Annotated in this window: 27 protein-coding genes; 24 read left to right on the forward strand and 3 right to left on the reverse strand. The window is 49.9% G+C overall.

The annotated features are described in order from the left end of the window. Nucleotides 1-145: 145 nt before the first annotated feature. Entirely contained in the window at nucleotides 146-574 is a 429-nt protein-coding gene (locus tag Q0236_RS02600; RefSeq protein ID WP_297914778.1) for a VOC family protein, read from the reverse strand. A 328-nt stretch (nucleotides 575-902) separates the two neighbouring features. Next, nucleotides 903-1,775: a neutral zinc metallopeptidase gene (locus Q0236_RS02605; protein WP_297914782.1), complete on the reverse strand. Its 873-nt coding sequence runs from the start codon at nucleotides 1,773-1,775 to the stop codon at nucleotides 903-905. A 189-nt stretch (nucleotides 1,776-1,964) separates the two neighbouring features. Here Q0236_RS02605 and infA point away from each other — a divergent pair, with 189 nt between their 5' ends. From infA to Q0236_RS02690, 17 genes are all read left to right on the forward strand, one after another. Next, nucleotides 1,965-2,183 carry a translation initiation factor IF-1 gene (gene infA / locus Q0236_RS02610; protein ID WP_005869854.1) on the forward strand — a complete coding sequence of 73 codons (219 nt, stop codon included), beginning with the start codon at nucleotides 1,965-1,967 and terminating at the stop codon, nucleotides 2,181-2,183. Between the two features lie 172 nt (nucleotides 2,184-2,355). Then, nucleotides 2,356-2,469: a 50S ribosomal protein L36 gene (gene rpmJ, locus Q0236_RS02615; protein ID WP_005869855.1), complete on the forward strand. Its 114-nt coding sequence runs from the start codon at nucleotides 2,356-2,358 to the stop codon at nucleotides 2,467-2,469. Nucleotides 2,470-2,472: 3 nt separating this feature from the next. After that, the gene (rpsM, locus tag Q0236_RS02620) at nucleotides 2,473-2,841 is read left to right on the forward strand and encodes a 30S ribosomal protein S13 (RefSeq protein WP_005869856.1); all 369 of its coding nucleotides are present in this window, start codon (nucleotides 2,473-2,475) and stop codon (nucleotides 2,839-2,841) included. Between the two features lie 10 nt (nucleotides 2,842-2,851). Beyond that, a complete protein-coding gene (gene rpsK, locus Q0236_RS02625; protein WP_177387174.1) occupies nucleotides 2,852-3,244 on the forward strand; it encodes a 30S ribosomal protein S11 in 393 nt (130 codons plus the stop codon). 18 nt (nucleotides 3,245-3,262) lie between these two features. Continuing rightward, nucleotides 3,263-3,889, forward strand: coding sequence for a 30S ribosomal protein S4 (gene rpsD, locus Q0236_RS02630; protein WP_005869858.1), 627 nt, complete (start codon nucleotides 3,263-3,265; stop codon nucleotides 3,887-3,889). 11 nt (nucleotides 3,890-3,900) lie between these two features. Next, entirely contained in the window at nucleotides 3,901-4,926 is a 1,026-nt protein-coding gene (locus tag Q0236_RS02635; RefSeq protein ID WP_177387178.1) for a DNA-directed RNA polymerase subunit alpha, read from the forward strand. After that, entirely contained in the window at nucleotides 4,927-5,283 is a 357-nt protein-coding gene (gene rplQ, locus Q0236_RS02640) for a 50S ribosomal protein L17 (protein ID WP_005869862.1), read from the forward strand. 87 nt (nucleotides 5,284-5,370) lie between these two features. Continuing rightward, entirely contained in the window at nucleotides 5,371-5,874 is a 504-nt protein-coding gene (locus Q0236_RS02645) for a L,D-transpeptidase family protein (protein WP_297914785.1), read from the forward strand. A 509-nt stretch (nucleotides 5,875-6,383) separates the two neighbouring features. After that, complete coding sequence (locus Q0236_RS02650) at nucleotides 6,384-6,650, forward strand: NifU family protein (protein WP_297914787.1); 267 nt, start codon at nucleotides 6,384-6,386, stop codon at nucleotides 6,648-6,650. Beyond that, nucleotides 6,640-7,188: a histidine kinase gene (locus Q0236_RS02655; protein ID WP_297914790.1), complete on the forward strand. Its 549-nt coding sequence runs from the start codon at nucleotides 6,640-6,642 to the stop codon at nucleotides 7,186-7,188. The genes Q0236_RS02650 and Q0236_RS02655 overlap by 11 nt, the downstream gene beginning before the upstream one ends. Next, nucleotides 7,166-8,476, forward strand: coding sequence for a UDP-N-acetylmuramoyl-L-alanyl-D-glutamate--2,6-diaminopimelate ligase (locus Q0236_RS02660; RefSeq protein ID WP_297914793.1), 1,311 nt, complete (start codon nucleotides 7,166-7,168; stop codon nucleotides 8,474-8,476). Before Q0236_RS02655 ends, Q0236_RS02660 begins: the two co-directional genes overlap by 23 nt. A 16-nt stretch (nucleotides 8,477-8,492) precedes the next feature. After that, nucleotides 8,493-8,840, forward strand: coding sequence for an aspartate 1-decarboxylase (panD, locus tag Q0236_RS02665; RefSeq protein ID WP_297914796.1), 348 nt, complete (start codon nucleotides 8,493-8,495; stop codon nucleotides 8,838-8,840). A gap of 1 nt (nucleotide 8,841) precedes the next feature. Further along, nucleotides 8,842-9,321, forward strand: coding sequence for a hypothetical protein (locus tag Q0236_RS02670; RefSeq protein ID WP_297914799.1), 480 nt, complete (start codon nucleotides 8,842-8,844; stop codon nucleotides 9,319-9,321). Between the two features lie 134 nt (nucleotides 9,322-9,455). Then, nucleotides 9,456-10,061: a hypothetical protein gene (locus Q0236_RS02675; RefSeq protein ID WP_297914802.1), complete on the forward strand. Its 606-nt coding sequence runs from the start codon at nucleotides 9,456-9,458 to the stop codon at nucleotides 10,059-10,061. A gap of 4 nt (nucleotides 10,062-10,065) precedes the next feature. Further along, complete coding sequence (locus Q0236_RS02680; RefSeq protein ID WP_297914804.1) at nucleotides 10,066-10,272, forward strand: hypothetical protein; 207 nt, start codon at nucleotides 10,066-10,068, stop codon at nucleotides 10,270-10,272. Between the two features lie 10 nt (nucleotides 10,273-10,282). Next, the gene (locus Q0236_RS02685) at nucleotides 10,283-10,435 is read left to right on the forward strand and encodes a hypothetical protein (protein ID WP_297914807.1); all 153 of its coding nucleotides are present in this window, start codon (nucleotides 10,283-10,285) and stop codon (nucleotides 10,433-10,435) included. Nucleotides 10,436-10,761: 326 nt separating this feature from the next. Next, nucleotides 10,762-11,538 carry an EFR1 family ferrodoxin gene (locus Q0236_RS02690; protein WP_297914810.1) on the forward strand — a complete coding sequence of 259 codons (777 nt, stop codon included), beginning with the start codon at nucleotides 10,762-10,764 and terminating at the stop codon, nucleotides 11,536-11,538. A gap of 110 nt (nucleotides 11,539-11,648) precedes the next feature. Here the strand turns inward: Q0236_RS02690 and Q0236_RS02695 are convergent, their stop codons facing one another. Continuing rightward, nucleotides 11,649-12,014: a DUF4259 domain-containing protein gene (locus tag Q0236_RS02695; protein WP_297914813.1), complete on the reverse strand. Its 366-nt coding sequence runs from the start codon at nucleotides 12,012-12,014 to the stop codon at nucleotides 11,649-11,651. Nucleotides 12,015-12,151: 137 nt separating this feature from the next. On the opposite strand from Q0236_RS02695, the gene Q0236_RS02700 reads away from it, so the two are divergent. The 7 genes from Q0236_RS02700 to Q0236_RS02730 all read left to right on the forward strand — a co-directional run bounded on the left by Q0236_RS02700 (nucleotide 12,152) and on the right by Q0236_RS02730 (nucleotide 16,519). Beyond that, entirely contained in the window at nucleotides 12,152-12,481 is a 330-nt protein-coding gene (locus Q0236_RS02700) for a YbaB/EbfC family nucleoid-associated protein (RefSeq protein ID WP_297914816.1), read from the forward strand. Between the two features lie 101 nt (nucleotides 12,482-12,582). Continuing rightward, nucleotides 12,583-12,804, forward strand: a complete 222-nt coding sequence (locus Q0236_RS02705) for a hypothetical protein (protein ID WP_297914818.1) — start codon at nucleotides 12,583-12,585, stop codon at nucleotides 12,802-12,804. 69 nt (nucleotides 12,805-12,873) lie between these two features. After that, a complete protein-coding gene (locus Q0236_RS02710; protein ID WP_297914821.1) occupies nucleotides 12,874-13,725 on the forward strand; it encodes a polyprenyl synthetase family protein in 852 nt (283 codons plus the stop codon). Nucleotides 13,726-13,728: 3 nt separating this feature from the next. Then, entirely contained in the window at nucleotides 13,729-15,657 is a 1,929-nt protein-coding gene (gene tkt / locus Q0236_RS02715; protein ID WP_297914824.1) for a transketolase, read from the forward strand. A gap of 27 nt (nucleotides 15,658-15,684) precedes the next feature. After that, on the forward strand, nucleotides 15,685-16,095 hold the full coding sequence (locus Q0236_RS02720; protein WP_297914832.1) for a GyrI-like domain-containing protein: 411 nt from the start codon (nucleotides 15,685-15,687) through the stop codon (nucleotides 16,093-16,095). An 88-nt stretch (nucleotides 16,096-16,183) separates the two neighbouring features. Continuing rightward, complete coding sequence (locus Q0236_RS02725; RefSeq protein ID WP_297914826.1) at nucleotides 16,184-16,357, forward strand: hypothetical protein; 174 nt, start codon at nucleotides 16,184-16,186, stop codon at nucleotides 16,355-16,357. Nucleotides 16,358-16,390: 33 nt separating this feature from the next. Further along, complete coding sequence (locus Q0236_RS02730) at nucleotides 16,391-16,519, forward strand: hypothetical protein (RefSeq protein ID WP_297914829.1); 129 nt, start codon at nucleotides 16,391-16,393, stop codon at nucleotides 16,517-16,519. The last annotated feature ends 718 nt before the right edge of the window (nucleotides 16,520-17,237 follow it).

A 17,237-nucleotide genomic window follows, 5' to 3' on the forward strand; every position in this document is an offset into this window, starting at 1 on the left:
AAAGCGCGAAAAACGGCGCCGCAAATTATACGAGCTACAAAAGCTCCGCCCGATGATTTGCAATAAAATTTTGAGTTTAAATTTTACGCGCTTGTGCTAAAGGCTTCGGCGCCTCCGAACAAGCCTCGTCCGCAAAAATTTTAATCTAAAATTTGAGCAGCCCGTCCTCGTCAAATTTAAAACTGGGTACCCAAGCCACCTCCCAGCAGTATCCGTCCGGATCGGCAAAATACGCGTGATATCCGCCCCAAAACGCAACTTGAGGCTCCTTGACGATGGTGCCGCCCGCCTTTTTTACTAGCTTTATGACGCTATCCACGTCCTCTTTGTTTTTTACGTTATAGGCTAGCGTGATGCCGGCAAATCCGCTTCTCTTCGGCGGATCGTTTTCGCTGATATCTCGCGCCAGCGCGTCTAGCGGATAGAGCTCAAATTTGGTTCCCGGCGTATTGAAAAAACAAACGGGCGGGTTGTCCTCTTTGCAGTCTGTCTCGTAACCCAGGCCGTCTCTGTAAAATTTCAGCGCCCTTTGCATGTTTCGCACGCCTAGGCAGATGCAGGTTATTTTATTCATTTTCGCCTCCATAAATTTTAACGTATCTATTTTGGTTTCTTGTGCCGTAGTCAAGCCTGCGCTCAAACAAGCCGTCGCCACATTAGCCGAGCGCGCCGTCCGAACTTTTAATCGTCGATCATAAAATTCTAAATTTTGCCCTAGGCTCGGCGTTAAATTTTAAAATTTAAACTGCCCTTGATCTAGCCCGCAAGCTAGCTCAAAGCCTGCGCCTTACGGCTCAAGCGCTAGACGGCAGTTTTGTAGACAAATTGCAACGGCGCAGAAAAGGATCTCGCACTGCGCTCAAACACGAGATGGCAGAATTTACGAACTTAGAGTATGCATTTTACGGCTCAAACGAGCAGGCTTTTAGGTTTCCGCCCGCTAAGCCTTTTTTAAACCACTCTTTGCGCTGTGCCGAGGTGCCGTGCGTGAAGGAATCGGGCACGACGCGACCGCTAAATTTACGTTGCAGCGTATCGTCGCCGATCGCGCTGGCGGCATTTAGCGCCTCGTCGATATCGCCCGCCTCCAGCACGCGCCCTGTTTTTGCGAGATAGTGCGCCCAGACCCCAGCGTAGCAGTCTGCCTGCAGCTCGACTTTGACCTGAAGCGCGTTTTGCTCGGCTTCGCTGCGAGCGCGCCTTTTTAGAGCGGCGACCTGCTCTAGCGTGCCGACTAAATTTTGAACGTGATGCCCCACTTCGTGCGCGATGACGTAGGCCTGCGCGAAGTCGCCGCCCGCTTTGTATTTATTCGCAAGCTCGTCGAAAAAGCTAAGATCGAGATAAATTTTACGGTCCCTCGGGCAATAAAAAGGTCCCGTCTGCGCGCTTGCAAAGCCGCAGCCGCTTGCGATCTGATCGCGAAAGAGCCGCAAGCCGGGCTCCTCGTAGCGCGCGCCCGCACTTTTAAATATCTCGCCCCAAATGTCCTCGGTTTGAGCCAGCACCGCCGAGACGAAGGCGAGCTTTTCCTGCTCCTGCGGGCTATCGGTCGGCTCTCTCTGCGTGCTGGCGCCTCCGTCTAAAAGCGCCAAAGGGTTGTAACCCATAAAATACGCTACGACGCCGATTACGAGCACTATTCGCCCGATCTTTGAGCCGAGCAAAAACCTAATGATCGGGATCAGCATCCCAAGTGAGCCCGAGCTCGTGCGCATGCTGCTTGCGCGGTCATCCTCCACGTTTGAGCTTCGTCTGCCGTCTTGCCATTTCATATTTTTCCTTTAAAATTTTTGAGCCATTATACTAAAATTTTAAAAAGAGCGCCGCCTTGCTTTTGTAAAAACAGTGCGCGCGTAACGAAATAAATCTGAAATTTTGCTTATTTTAAATTTCTTTTAAGCTGTTTAAAATTTTAAATTCTATATAATCGCCCTTTTTAAATTTAAAAGAAAGGAGAATTTGTGGCAAAAGACGACGTCATAGAGATCGACGGCAACGTCATAGAAGCGCTGCCGAACGCGACTTTTAAGGTCGAGCTGGACAACAAACACGTAATTTTATGCCATATCGCGGGCAAGATGCGGATGCACTACATCAAGATAATGCCGGGCGATCGCGTAAAAGTTGAGCTGACCCCGTACAGCCTCGATAAAGGCAGGATCACCTACCGCTATAAGTAAGGATAAAGTTAAATTTAGATATACTCGCAATTTTGCGACTAAACTGTAGGAAGAAGTGTTTTCAAAGTCCCCACTATTTTGAAAACAGTTGGTTTGATACTTTCGCTTTTGAAATTTCATTAAACCTAGGTGCAGTTTGCATTTAAAGTGGAGAAAATTTTAGGAGAGTGGAATGAAAGTTCGTCCATCCGTTAAGAAAATGTGCGACAAATGTAAAATTGTCAAGCGCAAAGGTGTTGTTCACGTTATTTGTGAAAATCCAAAACATAAACAAAGACAAGGATAAGTTATGGCTCGTATCGCAGGTGTAGATCTACCAAAGAAAAAAAGGATTGAATACGGACTAACTTATATCTACGGTATAGGTTTATTTACGTCGAGAAAAATTCTCGATGCGGCAGGAATTTCTTACGATAAAAGAGTCGCCGATCTGAGCGAAGATGAAGCCGCCGCTATCAGAAAAGAGATCCAAGAGCACTATATGGTCGAAGGCGATCTTCGCAAACAAGTGGCTATGGATATAAAAGCGCTTATGGACTTGGGCGGCTATCGCGGCTTAAGACACAGAAAGGGCCTTCCGGTTCGCGGTCAAAAAACAAAAACGAACGCCAGAACCAGAAAAGGCAAACGCAAAACCGTCGGCGCGGCAGCTAAATAAGGATTGAGATATGGCACAAAAAAAAGTAGTTAAGAAAAAAACCGTCAGAAAAAATATCGCCAAAGGCATAGTTTACATCTCCGCTACGTTTAACAACACTATGATAACCGTAACGGACGAGATGGGCAACGCGATCGCGTGGAGCAGTGCGGGCGCTTTAAATTTTAAAGGCAGCAAAAAATCCACCCCTTATGCGGCGCAGCAAGCCGTCGAGGACGCGCTAAACAAAGCCAAAGAGCACGGCATCAAAGAGGTAGGCGTCAAGGTTCAGGGTCCGGGAAGCGGACGCGAGACCGCCGTTAAAAGCGTAGGTAGCGTAGAAGGGATTAAAGTTACATATTTCAAAGACATCACTCCTCTTGCGCACAACGGTTGCAGACCGCCTAAACGACGTCGCGTGTAATTATAAAAGGAGAAATTTATGGCTAGATATACAGGACCGGTTGAAAAATTAGAAAGAAGGCTCGGCGTCGATCTATTTATGAAAGGCGAAAGAAGGCTTGCGGGCAAGAGCGCGCTTTTAAAACGCCCTTACGCTCCGGGTCAGCACGGACAAAGACGCGCTAAACTAAGCGAATACGGCTCACAGCTTCGCGAGAAACAAAAGGCTAAATTTATGTACGGCGTAAGCGAGAAGCAGTTCCGTAGGCTATTTGCCGAAGCGGCTCGCAGAGAGGGTAACACCGGAGCGATCTTGGTTCAGCTTTTGGAGCAGAGGCTAGATAACGTAGTTTACCGCATGGGCTTTGCTACGACTAGACGCTTTGCGCGCCAGCTCGTTACGCACGGACATATCTTGGTAGACGGCAAGCGCGTCGATATCCCTTCATACAGCGTTCGCGCAGGACAAAAGATCGAAGTGATCGAAAAGAGCAAAAATAACCCGCAAATTTCAAGAGCGCTGGATCTTACTGCACAGACCGGCATCGTAGCGTGGGTAGATGTAGAAAAAGAGAAAAGATACGGAATTTTTTCTAGAGTTCCGGAGAGAGAAGAAGTTGTTATTCCTGTAGAGGAAAGATTTATCGTAGAGCTTTACTCGAAATAGTAGGTGCTAATATGAGAAAAATCACAACATCAGCTCATATGCCAACTGAAATAAAGGTTGAGAATGTCAGCGAAAATGTTGCTAAAATCATAGCATATCCCTTTGAAACGGGATATGCCGTCACTCTAGCTCATCCTTTACGAAGGTTACTTTATACGAGCACGGTCGGTTTTGCGCCGACTGCGGTTAAAATCGAAGGCGTAAGCCACGAATTCGACAGCATGCGCGGTATGCTCGAGGATATGGCGGCTTTTATCATAAATTTAAAGGGCTTAAGGTTTAAAATCAAAGGCGATTCCCTACGCGAGGTCGTAGAATACAGCTTTAAAGGACCTAAAGAAATTTACGGCAGCGACCTAAATAACGACGCCGTAGAGATCGTAAATCCAAGCGCTTATCTGGCTACGATAAACGAGGATGCCGATCTTAAATTTACGCTCATCATCGAAAAGGGCATCGGCTACGTCCCAAGCGAAGAGATCAGAGAAAATTTAGACGCTGATTTCATCGCGCTGGATGCGTTTTTTACCCCGGTAACTAAGGCCGTTTACGATATCGAAAACGTATTCGTAGAGGATAATCCCGACTACGAAAAGGTGGTCTTTACGATCACTACCGACGGTCAGATCAGCGCGATAGATGCGTTTAAAAACGCGCTTGAGGCGATGTATCAGCAGCTGGCGGTTTTCAAAGGCATCGTAAATATCAGCGCTGCGGATACTTTCGGTAGGGCAATCCCTGCAAATTCCGAGTTTGCAAAGCTTTTTGAGAGCGTTAGCAATCTAAGCTTAAGCGCACGAAGCTTCAACTGCCTGGATCGCGCAGATATTAGATTTATCGGCGAGCTAGCGATTATGGAGGAGAGCGAGCTTAAAGACCTTAAAAATTTAGGCAAAAAATCGCTTGAGGAGATCAAAGCCGTAATGGAGGAGATCGGTTATCCTATCGGCAACCAAGAGCTCGGCGATAAAAAAGAGCAGCTAAAACGCAAGCTTGACGAGCTGAAGGCTCAAAGACAAAAGAATGAAGGACAATAAATGAGACATAATCACGGATATAGGAAGCTAGGGCGTACTTCGTCTCACCGTGCCGCCCTGCTTAAAAATTTAACCATCGCTTTAGTTACTAGCGGCAAGATCGAAACCACGCTTCCTAAGGCAAAAGAGCTAAGAAGCTATGCCGAGAAGCTAATCACTCGCGCGCGCAAGGGCGACAGCGAGGCGCATAGATTTGTTTTCGCGGCGCTTCAAGATAAGGCTGCGACAAATAAGCTAGTCACCGAGATCGCTCCAAAATACGCAGGCGTAAACGGCGGCTACACTCGAATCATCAAAACTCGCCTTCGCAAGGGCGACGCCGCAGAGATGGCTTATATCGAGCTAATCAGCAAATAAAATTTCGGGATCACTCCCGAAATTTCTTCTATGAAATTTAAAATTTTACTCCCGCTTGTTATCGTCGCTGCGGGCCTAGCGTGGGCATTGGACAATTACCTTAGCTACAAAAATATCGAAACGATCAACTCCGAAATTCCGCTAAAACAGGCATTGGACAGCGAGCAAATCTCTAAAATTCGCGTCTACAAATCCAAACGAATTCTTGAAATTTTAACCTCAAAAGGCGTCGCGAAAAGCTACAGAATCGCCCTCGGACGCGAGCCCGAAGGACATAAAGAGGTTCAAGGCGACGGCAAAACCCCGGAGGGCAACTACACCATAAACGGCAAAAATCCAAACTCGGCGTATCATCTAAATTTAGGCATCTCCTATCCGAACAAAGCCGACGTAGCGCACGCAAAATCCCTCGGCAAGAGCGCAGGCGGCGATATCAAAATCCACGGGCTACCGAACAAATTTAGCTGCCTAGGGCAGAGTATCGCGGCATTCGGCGACTGGACGGAGGGCTGCATAGCGCTCGTCAATGACGATATGGACGAGCTTTTCGAGCACGTAAAAATCGGCACGCCGATAGAAATTTTGCCGTGATTGCATGCGCCCGCGCCGAAATTTCACAGCCGCGATCGATATAAAACATAGCGAAATTTCGACCACGAGCTTTAAAATAATATCTACCGCCCAGGCTTTCATATGCCGTAAAATTTACCATTAAGATCGAAATCTGTTCTTTATAGAATTTAATCGTATCGGCGCTTATCCTGATAAATTTAGACAAAATCGCCTTAAATTCTCTTCCACTCAAGCAAAATTTATCTCAAATATAGCTCCCGACCGGGCTAAAATTTCATCTCAAATTTATAGCGTAAATAGTCTAAATTTAAATATATGCAGGCCCGATAATTTGCGGGCTTCGTCCTTACCGAATCGATAGAATTTTAAAATCATATTTCCATTCCTCCGCACCGTATAAAATTCTTTGCGATCTATGGCACAAAATCCGCGTCCTCGCGCAAAATTTAAGATTAAATTTCATCCCCGATAAGCCTTTTTTTATCGCTTTTGGATATAATTCGCCAAAACCAAAACAAGGAATTTTAATGATACCATTTAGCGATGAAGAGCTTCTAGCTCCGGTACAAGGCAGCTTGGAGCTAATCCGTCCGATGCTTCAAAACGACGGCGGCGATATACAGCTTTTAGGCATAAAAAACGGCGTCGTCCATGTCCGCCTTACCGGGCATTGCCACGGCTGCGCGGCGAGCTCACAGACCCTAAAATACGGCGTCGAGCGCCAGCTTCGCATGGATATTCACCCCGAGCTTAGCGTCGTAAACATCCCCGAAGGCGAAGAGTTTGAATTATAAAAAGCTGGGGCTAAAGTCCTTTTCGCGCGGGGAATTCGAGCTTGCGAAGCTGTATTTTTCGCTCGCCTACGAAAAAAGCGGCGAGGAAGAAATTCTATTTTTACTCGAGCTTTGCCAGACCGCGCTGGCAGACCGCGAAGAAGCGCTTATGCTCTTTGATTTTTACAACCTCAGCCCCAAAACTCAAACCGCGGAGCTTTTTAAAATTTTAAACTCCATCAACGAAAAGATCGCGAACGAAGCGGCCTCCGAACCCGGCGCCGAGGACGAGATCGCCGTTATCGCCTATGCCGATTTTATGCGCGCGGTAGGCCAAAAGGGCTTTAAAGAGGCCTTCGAATCGATCATTTTTTCCTCCAAAATCGCCATTTCGGACAAAACCGAGATGATAGAATTTTTAGAAAATTTGATAGAAAACGGCTACTACGAGATGGGGCTTAATTACGTCGAGAGCTCGGCTGCCGCGTATGCAGGCGATGAGCGCTTCGAAGCGCTAATGCAAAAAATCAAAAATCATGAAAATACGACTCGAAAATAGCTTTATCACCGACAACTCCGCCGAGTGCGAGGCGGGCTGCTTTTTTATGCGCACGGACGCGAACGCCAAATTTGAACCCGAAGCGGCGCAAAAAGGCGCGCAGATCATCTCTATCGCGCAAGCAAAGGAGCTTTTAAATATCGATCCGCGCATCAAAATCGTAGGCATCACGGGTACGAACGGCAAAACGACGACTGCGGCGGCGATCTACTCGACGCTGCTGGATCTGGGCTTTAGCTGCGGCTTAAGCGGCACGCGCGGCGCTTTCATAAATGAGCACAGGATCGACGAGAAGGGGCTTACGACGAGCTCGGTTTTTAAGACGATGAGCTATCTTTATGAAGCCGGCAAGCAGGGCTGCGAGTATTTCGTTATGGAGGTTAGCTCGCACGCAATCGCGCAGAACCGCATCCAGGGGCTAAATTTTGCGCTTAAAATTTTTACTAATCTCAGCCAAGATCATCTCGATTATCACGGCAGTATGCAAGAATACGCCGCAGTCAAGAGCTCGTTTTTTGCAGACGACGCGCCAAAGCTCATAAACGCCGACGATGGGCATATTAAATTTAACCCCGCAAACGCCCTTACCTACGGCATCAAAAACGCCGCGAGCTTCGGCGTGAGTGGCTATGGGCTAAAGGGCGGCATCGACGCGCTCGTGCGCACCCCAAACGGCGATAATGCGCAACTGCAAAGCGATCTGATCGGCGAGTTTAATCTCTACAACCTTACCGCGGCGTTTGCGGCGGTTAAAATTCTGACCAAGCTGCCGAATGAGAAGATCGCAAAAGCCCTGGCAAACTTCGGCGGCGTCGAGGGTCGCGTGCAGATCGTAAATAAAAACCCGCTTGTGATCGTCGATTTCGCCCATACCCCAGACGGCATCGAAAAGGTGCTAAACGCGCTGCGCGCAAGCGGCGAGATCATCGCGGTTTTTGGCGCGGGAGGCGATCGCGACCACGGCAAGCGTCCGAAAATGGGCGCCATCGCCGAGCACTTTGCCAAAATTTGCGTCGTCACGAGCGATAATCCGCGCAGCGAAGAGCCGAGCGAAATCATCGAGCAAATTTGCGCAGGGATGCGCCGAAAGGATAAAATTTTAAAGATCGCGGATCGCAAAGAGGCGATCGCGCGCGCGCTAGATCTTGCCAAAAACGGCGAGATGATCGCTATTTTGGGTAAGGGCGACGAGACCTACCAGGAGATCAAGGGCGTGAAGCACCCCTTCAGCGACAAGCAGGTCGTAAGCGAGCTCGTCGCGGCGCGAGGCGGGTCAAATTTAGACTAAATTTAAAGGACGGCCGATGAAAATCGAAATTTTATCAAGCAAAATCCACCGCGCGCGCGTGACGGACGCCAACCTAAACTACGTGGGCTCCATTACGATCGGACCCGAGCTCATCGAAGCTGCGGGGCTTCGCGAGTACCAAAAAGTCGAAATCCTAAACGTCAATAACGGCGAGCGCTTCGCTACATACGTAATCTGCGGCGAGAAAAAGGGCGAGATCTGCCTAAACGGCGCAGCTGCGCGAAAAGTATGCGTCGGCGACGTAGTCATTATCGTGGCTTACGCACAGATGAGCGCAAAAAAAGCGAGAGATTTTGAGCCAAAAATCGTGCAGGTAAACGAGCGAAACGAGATCATAAAATAGCATGGCACCGCGCCTTGAGGAGCTTTTCGCCTCACCGCAGCACTACGAAAAATACAAAGCGCGACTAGATAAAAAGCTAGCCGAGTTTCGCTTCGGCTTTATGAGCGACGCAAAATGGCGCAAGCTCTTTTCGGCGATCTGCGCCGAGGGCTCGCCCGCAAGACATTGCGAGATTTATGACTTCTTCGGCTCCTGCGTGAACGAGATCAGATTCGCCCTGCCCGCCGCATACTACACGCAAGGCATCCGCGACGGCTACATCTCGCAGCGCCTCACGACGAGCGAAAAGCCCACCCTCTACGCCGAGATAGAATATATAGAATTTGCGAAATTCTACGACTTCGCAAGCCGCGGCGCGCTGCTACCGCCGGGGCACAAAAGCCAAGACCTTGACGCTATAGCACGCTATCTAGAGCGCCTGGGCAAATTTGAGATGGAGCCTGGCGAGCAAAGCTTAAAAATTTACGGCTACAGGCGCTAGCTCTTTGCGCGGGTTTTGACCTCTTGTGCGCAGGCGCACCCGCTACATCGTGCACTAAGAGGCGCTATTTGCGCTAAAATTCACTTCAAACAGCCCGTTATAGCCGCTTGCCGGTCCGCAAAAAAGGAGCAAATTTGAACTACGAAGAATTTTATGGCGCCGTCTGCGAAATGGTGGAAAAATTTGAAGCGAGCCGGGCCGCAAACAAGGAGCTGGATGCATATCTACTCGCGCTTTTAAGGCTGCTTGAGGCACGCGGCGGCGAGCCCTTTAGCGCAGAGCTGATGCTTGAAATCCTAAGCGCGGCATTTGAGAGCGAGAGGGCGGGATTTAACGAGGCGTGGCTTGAGATAGAGCGAGCGCCTGAGCTTGCGCACTTCTGCAAAGATGGGCCTGCGGGCGGCGATATGTTTCGTTCGGCGGAGGAGCTAAAAACCGCTGCGGATATAATGCGCTGCCTACCGGAGGGCTTTGAGATAAAATTTGACGAAAGCAGATCCGCAAATTTTAAAACCGCGCTAAGCGAGGCAAAATTTACGAACGACGAGCTAAAAAACGACGAGAGCAAAACGCAAGAGCAAAATTCCATCGCCGTAAGCGGTAGCGTCTCTGCAAAAACAGCACGAGGCGAGTCCTTTGGGCAAAAGACCAATGGGGCCCCTGAAATTCGAGGCCGCAGACAAGCACGGCTGGCTTGCGTATTCCGCAGAGGTTATAAAATTTCAGCTAGCGGAGCTTAGCAGGATGCGCGCTAGCGGACAGCTTGCGGACGAGAGCAAGTTTTTCGGCATCGTATCGTCAGGCGGGCATGGCTGGTATAATTTCGATCCGTTTTCGCTGCTAGAGTGCGGAGCGCGCGGCCTGATGGATCACGCGGGAAAGGATGCACCCGTGCGCGGCGACTGGGAGATGCTCGGCGAACTGCTCGAAATGGGGCGAATGTACGAGTAGGCGGCGAATTTTGGGCAATATTCTTAAATTTATAGCTAAATTTAGCCATGCTGCTTTGCTCGGTAAATTTTACGTCGCTAAATTTAGATTTTCGAGCGTAAGTTTGGTGCCGCAGATGAACTTTCGCGCCGAATTTTTGTTGTTTTTGAAATTTACGAATTAAAATTTACCGCATCGCTAGCCAAAACGCAATGGTTTACAGAGAATAAAATTTACGCTTGCCTATAAAGCGCAAAAATTACAGCATAGTGCGAATTTGAGCCCATTTGAGATAAATTTTTTAAAAACTACCGCATTTTGGAAAATTTCAAAAATAAATTTGCCAAATTTGCGGTAAAATTTGGGCAAAGGTACACAGCCATTGTTATCAAACGGACAAAAGGGAAGCGCGCCGAATATTTGTCAGTGTTTGGCGTTAAATTTGACGCGGTCGGCAAAATTCGGCGAAAATGGGCAAATTTGGCGCCTGAATTTAAAAGGATTCACAAAATGATAGCGATTTATTTCAGCTCCACAGGCAATACCAAGCATTGCGTGGAGAGATTTATAGAGCGTCTGGGCGGCGATATCCCAGCGGTTTCGATCGAGGACGAGGCCTGCGGCGAGCTGCTAAAGCGCCATGGCGACATCATCCTTGCCTATCCCGTTTACTTTAGCGATCTGCCGCAGATCGTGCGCGAGTTTATTTGCGAAAACAGCGCGAATTTTCGCGGTAAAAACGTCTTTATCATCGCTACGATGGAGATTTTTAGCGGCGACGGAGCGGGCTGCGCGGCTAGGATCCTAAGGCGAGCGGGCGCGAAGATAACGGGCGGCGTGCACGTGAAAATGCCCGCGTTTATCCTCGACGTGGCGATTTTTAGCTATTCGGCGCAGAAAAACGAGCGCGTGATAAAGGAGGCAAACGCCAAGCTAGAGCACGCCTCGGAGGCATTTGCCGCGGGTAAACCGCCGCAAGAGGGGCTGAGTCCGCTATGCCGTATCGCGGGGCTTTTGGGACAGCGGCTCTGGATGAAAATTTGGGACAAAACGCCCTTTGCTAGGCGCAAACCGAGCCTCGATACGGCGCGCTGCAACGGGTGCGGCGAGTGCGCGAGATCCTGCCCGATGCAAAATATAAAAATCACGCACGGCAAGGCGAGATTTGGCGAGCGCTGCACGATTTGCTACAGATGCGTAAACAGATGCAGGCAAAAGGCGATAACGATCCTTGGCAAGGCGGAGAATCTCCAAAAATCGGTCGCAGCGGAGTTTAAAGATATCTGAGGCGCGCTCGTTTGCGCGAGCTCTGGCTCCGCGATAGTTTATTTTGTCGCGCTTTGCGCAGCTTTTAAATTTGCCGAAATGATCTAAATTTAGCGCCCACCTCGCCCGCGCTACCTTAAATGCTCTTTCAGATCTGCGATTTGCCGCCTTACTTCGTCTATTATCTGCGGCGAGTTTTCCCAAATTTCAAGAAAAGTCCATTCGTCGCTTGGCGGGTTGATCATATTTTCCAAAATCGTAACGACTTTCCGGATAGTCGGTTGCAATTTATCTAAAAAATCCGACGGACACGCATACGGCGAGCCAAAGCAGGCCAAAACGTGTGCGGCAGCCCTGATTTCATCGTAGTTTTCATTTTTTGGATCGAACTCTCCTGCCGTGCTTTGCAGCAGATCAAAATTTTTGCTCTCCCAAAATCTAGCAAACCAATCCGCCGCCTCGTCGTTTTCGTACGCCTTGTAGCCCCAATCGCCCATTTTTAGCTCCCGTAAATTTACCGCTCATCTTATCATTTTTACTAAAATAGATATATTCGTGAGCCCATCTCCGCACCGAGCTAATCGGTAAATTTAGCTTAAATTTGCTAAAATAGCCAAAATTTAAAGGATTTTTGATGTTCGAAGGAATGGATTTTTCGAAAATGGGGCAGATGCTCGATCAGATGCAGGCCAAGGCCAAGCAGATCGAGGAGGAGAATGCGCGCAAGGAATTTACCGTAAAATCAGGCGCGGGTATGGTCGCCATCAGGCTAAACGGCGCGGGTGAGGTGCTCGATCTGAGCATCGACGACAGCCTTTTTAGCGACAAGGAAAGCCTGCAGATCCTGCTAATTTCGGCGATAGGCGACGCGATAAAACTCGTCGAAAATGAAAAGAAAGGCGCCGCAGCATCCATGCTAGGAGGGCTCGGCGGCCTAGGCGATCTGCTCGGCGATAAGGGCTGAGGCGGTTTTACAAGCGGGCCCGGTAGTAAATCTGGTGGAGCGGATCGTTTAAATTTAGAAATTCGCGGGGCGGGGCGGTAAATTTAAACAAAGCGGGGCGGATGAAATTTCAAAATTTTATAGTTTTAGAATTTGCAAAACAGCCGATCAGAAGGTTTAAAATTTACAAGCGGCAGTCGCAACGCGTTTCAGTCGTTTTGTATCTAGCAAGCAGAAAAGTGATAAAATTTAGCGGCACGCGAGACGCAACCAAATGCCATAAAACGGGTGCAAAAAGCACAAGCGCGGCAAGCAAAATGAGCGCAAAATATAGAAAAGCATAAGAAGCGAAAAAGACCGAACGAGCGCGCAAAAAGCGGCTCCAAAGCCCACAACTATGCGATAGGAATTTGATGGATATTTTAGAAAAATTTAAAGACTACTTGAAGCGAAACGAGCTGAAGGCGCCGAGCTTTCACCCGTATTTCGAGGAGGCGCTCAATTACATGCTGCAAGCGGGCGGCAAGCATTTTCGCGCGCAGCTGCTGCTAGGCGTCGTCTCGGCAGTGGATGAGCGGCGCTTTGAGGGCGCGCTGGCGATCGCGATGGCGCTTGAGATGATCCACACCTACTCGCTTATCCACGACGATCTGCCCGCGATGGACGATGCGGATCTGCGCCGCGGACGGCCGAGCCTGCATAAAAAATACGACGAGGTCACGGCGATTTTGGTGGGCGATGCGCTAAATACAGACGCATTTTTGATCGCCGCAAGCGCAAGCCTAAGCAACGAGATCAAGATAAAATGCATTAAAACTCTAGCGCGAAACGCGGGCAGCAGCGGCATGGTGCTGGGTCAGGCGATCGATTGCCGTTTTGAAAACATCCCTCTAAAGCAAAGCGAGCTTGAGTTTTTGCATCTGCACAAAACGGGCGCGCTCATCGCTGCGGCGTTTGAGCTAGGCGCCATAATCGGCGGTCTAAAGGATGAGCTCGCGCATGAGCTTTATAAGATCGGACTGAAGCTAGGGCTTATATTTCAGATCGAGGATGACATCATCGACGCCACGGGCGACGAGGTAAGCGCGGGCAAGCCCGTAGGAGCGGACGGTGCGAAAAATTCCTTCGTAAATTTACTCGGACTTGCGGGCGCTAGAAGCTACAAGCAGCGCCTAATAGACGAGGTAAGCGGCGCGATGAGCGGCTATGATGCGAACCTGCGCGATTTGGTTTTAAATTTGATAGAAAAATACCTGAAAGGATGAAAAATGTCGAGCGAGCAGCTAAGTAAAATTTCAAACACGATCAAATTTCTAAGCGCGGATATGATCCAAAGCGCCAACTCGGGCCATCCCGGCACGCCGATGGGGCTAAGCGACGTAATGAGCGTCTTTATGAGCAAGGTCCGCCACAATCCCAAAAATCCCGCGTGGCTGAACCGCGACCGCGTCGTATTCTCAGGCGGGCACGCAAGCGCGCTGGTGTATAGTTACCTCTACCTTAGCGGATATGATTTGAGCATGGACGATCTGAAAAGCTTCAGGCGCCTGCACTCCAAAACACCCGGCCACCCGGAGATCACCACCCCCGGCGTCGAGATCGCTACCGGACCGCTCGGACAGGGCGTCGCAAACGCAGTCGGATTTGCGATGGCCGCAAAATACGCCGCGCATCTGCTAAATGAGGGAGACAACGAGATCATCGATCACCGCGTCTATTGCTTCTGCGGCGACGGCGATCTACAGGAGGGCATCAGCTACGAAGCGTGCGCGCTTGCGGGCAGACACAACCTCGATAATCTCACGATAATTTATGATTCTAACGGCATCACGATCGACGGCAGCACCGATATCGCGTGGTTTGAGGACGTGAAAGTGCGATTTGAAGCGCAGGGCTTTGAGGTCGCGCGCATCGACGGGCATAATTTCGATCAGATAGAATTTGTCCTTGACGAGGTCAAAAATAAAACCAAACCCTACCTCATCATCGCAAATACCACGATCGGCAAGGGCGCGCTAGAGCTTGAGGGCACGGCCAAGACGCACGGCGCGCCGCTTGGAGAGGAGCTGCTTGCGCGCGCTAAGCAAAGCCTGGGCTTTGATCCAGCCCAAAGCTTCGTCGTAAGCGAGGACGTGCTTTTTGCGACGCGCGCCGCGGTTGAGAAAGGCGATTTGGAAGAGCGGCTTTGGAAGGAGAAGCTTGCAAAGTTAAGCGATGAAAAAAGAGCGCTTTTAAACGAGCTTTTAAATCCCGATTTTAGCAAGATAGAATTCCCTGATTTTAGCGGGCTTAAGGTCGCCACGCGCGATAGTAACGGTAAAATTTTAAACGCCATTGCAAACGCGGTGCCCGGCTTTTTGGGCGGAAGCGCCGATTTGGCGGCGTCTAATAAGACCGAGCTAAAAGGCGGCGGCGACTTTCCGTGCGGCAAAAATTTACACTTCGGCATCCGCGAGCACGCGATGGCGGCGATCGGCAACGCCTTTGCGAGATACGGGCTTTTCATCCCGTTTAGCGCGACGTTTTTTATCTTCAGCGACTATCTCAAAACGGGCGCGCGACTCGCGGCGCTGATGGGTTTGCGACACTATTTCGTCTTCACGCACGACAGCATCGGCGTGGGCGAGGACGGGCCGACGCACGAGCCTATCGAGCAGCTTAGCACCTTCCGCGCGATGCCAGACTTCTACACCTTTCGCCCCGCAGACGGCAACGAAAACGTAAAATGCTGGCGCACGGCGCTTGCTCTGAATGCCCCCGCGGCGTTCGTATGCTCGCGTCAGGGGCTTGAGCCGCTGCCTAAGGCGGTTTTGGGCGACGTGCAAAACGGCGCGTATCTGCTAAGGCAGAGCAAAGAAGCACGTATCACGCTCATCGCAAGCGGTAGCGAAGTCTCGCTCTGCCTAAAAGCGGCGGCGATCCTGCAAGAGCAAGGCATCGGCGCAAACGTCGTAAGCGCGCCGTGCTTCGAGCTTCTGTGCGAGCAGGACGCAGACTATCTGGCGCAAATCCTAGAGCCGCAAACTAAAATTTTGGCCGTCGAAGCCGCAAGTGCGCTTGAGTGGTATAAATTTGCAGACGCGGTACACGGTATGCAAAGCTTCGGCGAGAGCGGCAACGCGAACGAGCTATTTAAGCTTTTCGGCTTCACCGACGTAGCGATCGCAAAGCAGGCCAGAGAGCTTTTAGAGCAGTAGCGGAAAAGGTAAAATTTGAGCGAAAAAATCAAAATTTCGTATTTAGACGGGTTTAAAATTTACGGATTAAAAACCCGCACGAAAAACGCGGACGAGCTAGGCGGAAGCGGTAAAATTCCCGCGCTGTGGGCAAAATTTATGAAAGAGTGCTATGACGGGCGGAGCGAGATTTACGGCGTCTATTACGATTACGAAGACGGCGCCGACGGGCTTTACGATATCTTTATCGGCACCAAAGCACCCCGCGGTAGCGAAGCCTTGGAGATCAAAAGCGGCAAATACGCCGTTTTTAGCTTCCCGAATGAGCCGCAAAACGTAGCAAAGTTTTGGAGCAAAATTTGGAGCTTTTTTGAGGCGGGCGAACTAAAAAGAGCGTTTGGAACGGATTTTGAGTTTTACGGCGGAGACGAGATCAAAATTTTTATCTCGGTTTTGTAGGGCGGCGCATGAAATTTATAAACGGCGTGTGATTTTTCGCCGCCGCGACGATGAGCTTTTGCGTAAAATTTCAATCTAAAGGGAGAAAATGGCTCAAATTTCAAACGAGGAGCTTATCAAAACGGCTTGCGATATGATAAACGCCAAACGCTCGGCGCAGCGTATCCGAGGGGCAAAACTCATACGCAAGCACGCTCTTACTACGCTTGGCGAGCAGCTTTACGCAGCATTTTTGCGCGAGCTGAAAGACGCGCGTACGTGAGAGGTCAAAAGCGAGATGCTAAAGGCGCTGGGCGTGATAAATTTCATCGCGGCTACGGGCGAGATCATAAGGCTGCTAAAGATGGGCTCCTACTCCGCCCTCATCGGCGCGGTAACGGCACTGGCGGTGGATCAGATGATATCTTGCGAGGCTGAATTTTAGAAATTTTAAAACTCACGAAGGACGCTCACAAGCACAAAGACAGGCAGGGCTCGGAGTTTGGGCTGATCGATCCGAGGACCTACGTAGCCGCGGCGTGCGCGAACTGGCTAGGCGGCAGCGAGGCGCAAAACGAGGCGGTACGGCAATGGCTGCATCACTGTAAGCTCACCGCCGTGTATCGCAACAGCTTCGGCGAGGAGCGCGTGGATCTACGTCTTACCCGGATTTGCGATCTAGCGCTGAAGGGGAAATTTCCAAAAGCCTATGCCAATTTTTGAAAACAGGTTTTAAAATTTTGGGTTCAAATTTCATTGCCGAGGCTAGCAAAGCAGACCAAGCGCCCAAAGGAGGAGCGGATTTTCAAATTATCCTCGCGCCGCGAAAAGCCGCGTTAAATTTCGCCCGTAGCGCAGACCTTTCGGCGATAAATTCTCTCGCGAGTTTTTCGCTCGCTAAAAATTCTGCTCGTTAAATTTTAACGCTTAAGATCGCGCCGTTTGCGTTAAATTTTGCGCATTAAATTTTGCTCGCAAATTACTTTAGCGGCTCGCCGTTCAGTCCTGCATACGGGCTGCGTCGTTGCGCTGCGTTTCGAAATTTCTTTCCGCCCGACCTAAAATTTCTTGCCGCTTAACCGCACCCGTGCCGCATAATGCTCGAAATTTTGCCGCCGCGACGATGAGTTTTTGCGTAAAATTTCATCCATAAAGCGGTAAAA

Source organism: uncultured Campylobacter sp. (assembly GCF_938031315.1).
Lineage (GTDB): Bacteria > Campylobacterota > Campylobacteria > Campylobacterales > Campylobacteraceae > Campylobacter_B.